General features: G+C 69.7%; 2 protein-coding genes and 1 pseudogene. 1 reads left to right on the top strand and 2 read right to left on the bottom strand.

The features are described from left to right. Both G3I65_RS17265 and G3I65_RS17260 read right to left on the bottom strand, forming a co-directional pair. Positions 1–208 (bottom strand): annotated as a pseudogene (locus G3I65_RS17265) (pyroglutamyl-peptidase I); the annotation flags it as partial. Between the two features lie 65 nt (positions 209–273). Then, positions 274–1704, bottom strand: a complete 1431-nt coding sequence (locus G3I65_RS17260; protein WP_160697028.1) for a M1 family metallopeptidase — start codon at positions 1702–1704, stop codon at positions 274–276. A 145-nt stretch (positions 1705–1849) separates the two neighbouring features. On the opposite strand from G3I65_RS17260, the gene G3I65_RS17255 reads away from it, so the two are divergent. Then, the coding region (locus G3I65_RS17255) for a helix-turn-helix domain-containing protein (protein ID WP_160697027.1) at positions 1850–2171 on the top strand (322 nt) is incomplete at its 3' end.

Below are 2171 nucleotides of genomic sequence, written 5' to 3'. Positions count from 1 at the left end.
CGCCGGCCTGCCCGACGCACACCACGAGCGACGGCCGGTGCGCCACGACCGCCGCGCGCAACGCGGGCAGCGACGCGGCGAACTCGCACGGCAGCTCGACCGCGGCGACGTCGTCCCGGCGCGCGCCGAGCCGCGAAACCGCCTGCCACGAGGGGTTCACCGGCTCACCGCCGAACGGCGCGAACCCCGTCATCAGCACCTTGGCCATGCCACCTCCGAAAACGCCGTGAAGGCCACCTTACGTTCCGCAAGGTGGCCTTCACGAAATGCGGGTCAGGCGGCGGGCTTCAGACCGCCCGGGTACAGGTACTGGTCGGCCGGCTTGCCGGTGCCGTAGACCCACGCGTCGAAGAACCCCTGCAGGTTCTGGTGCGAGACGGTTTCGGTGTACCGCTGGAACTGCCGCATGCTCGCGTTCCCGTCGCGGTGCAGCGACGGCCAGGTCTTCAGGACCCGGGAGAACGCCTGCTCACCGACGTAGTTGCGCAGCGCGTGCAGCATCATCGGGCCCTTCGAGTACACGTACGTGAACTCGTTGCCCTGTCCCATGTCGTAGAGCTTGCCGTTCCAGAACGTCGTCGTGGCCTTCTTGACGTCGTCCGCGTACTGCTTGTCCAGGTCGACGCCCTCCTTGCCCTCGTCCCACAGCCACGTGGCGTAGGAGGCGAAGCACTCGTTGAGGCAGACGTCCTTCCAGCGCTCGACCGCCACCGAGTCGCCGTACCACTGGTGGGCGTTCTCGTGGACGATCGTCGGCACCGTGCCGGCCCAGCCCGCGGAGTAGATCGGCCGGCTCATCGTCTCCAGCGAGAAGCCGATCTGCTCGTTCAGGAAGATGCCACCGGCGGCGTCGATCGGGTACTTGCCGAACTTCGACTCGAGGAAGTCGAGGATCTCCGGCAGCCGCCCTTCGGCCTGCTTCGTCGAGTCGGGCACGCCGGGGGCGAACGCGCTGACGACCGGGGTGCCGTCCTTGCGGGTCTGGCGGTCGAAGGTCCACTTGTCGATCGCGACCGTCGTCATGTACGGCACGATCGGCGTTTCCTCGGCCCAGACGTGCGTGGTCCCACCGGGCGCCTTGAAGGACGGCTTCTCGCGGCCGTTGGCGATCACGCCCCACTCGTCGGGCACGGTGATCGCCAGGTGGAACGTGGCCTTGTCGAGCGGGGTGTCGTTGACCGGGTACCAGGTGGTCGCCGACCGCGGCTCGCCGGCGACGAACGCGCCGCCCGCCTGGGCGAACTGCCAGCCGTTGTTGCCGAGCGCCGGATCGTTGATCGGCGCGGGCACCCCGTGGTAGGCGATCTCGACCTTGAAGTTCTGGCCGCGCCACAGTGCCCGCGACGGCGTGACGACCAGTTCGTGGTCGCCGGTCCGGGCGAACTTCGCGGCCCGGCCGTCGACCTTCACCGAGTCGACGGTCAGGCCCTTGAAGTCCAGGTCGAACGAACTGAGCGACTGGGTCGCCCGCGCGGTGATGGCCTGGTTCCCGGTGAGCTGGTGCGACGGCGGGTCGTAGGTGACCTTGAGGTTGTAGTCAGCCACGTTGTAGCCGCCGTTGCCGTCCTGCGGGTAGTAGCTGTCCCCGGCGCCGTCGCTGCCGGGCGTCGCGCCCCAGCCGTCACCCGCCGCGGCGACGCTGGTGCCCAGGCAGAGACTGGCGACGACGGCGGCCGCGACCACGACCGGTTTCTGTCCCCTCATGAACGCTCCTGTCCTGTCGGGTGACCTCGGACGCAACGTAGTGGCAAGATCACGGACAGCTGGGCGTTGAGTCTTTTTTGTCCGGATAATCAGCACTTACGTCGGCCCGCCCCGCTGCCCGGCCGTCGTCTGGAAAGCTGGACGCATGCGCGTCGCGCTGCTGGGCCCGCTGCGTGCGGCGGAAGACGACGGCACCCCGATCGACATCGGCGGTGCCCGCCTCCGCATGCTCTTGGCCAGGCTCGCGCTGGACGCGGGGCGCGCGGTGCCCGCCGACGCGCTCGTCGACGGCCTGTGGGGCGGCGAACCGCCGTCCGACGCGGCCAACGCCCTCCAGTCGCTGGTTTCGCGGCTGCGGAAAGCCCTGCCGGTGGCGGTGGAATCCGGGCCGGGCGGCTACCGGCTGGCGGTCGCGCGCGAAGACGTCGACGCGGAGCGGTTCGAACGGCTCGCCGCCGAGGGACGTC

The organism is Amycolatopsis sp. SID8362 (genome assembly GCF_010550475.1).
Classification (GTDB): Bacteria; Actinomycetota; Actinomycetes; order Mycobacteriales; family Pseudonocardiaceae; genus Amycolatopsis; species Amycolatopsis eburnea.
This window is presented reverse-complemented; position numbering and strand designations above follow the sequence as displayed.

What these genes read in the sequence shown, in the direction of transcription:
- G3I65_RS17260 (WP_160697028.1), bottom strand. Translation starts at nt 1,704, where the DNA reads ATGAGGGGACAGAAACCGGTCGTGGTCGCGGCCGCCGTCGTCGCCAGT.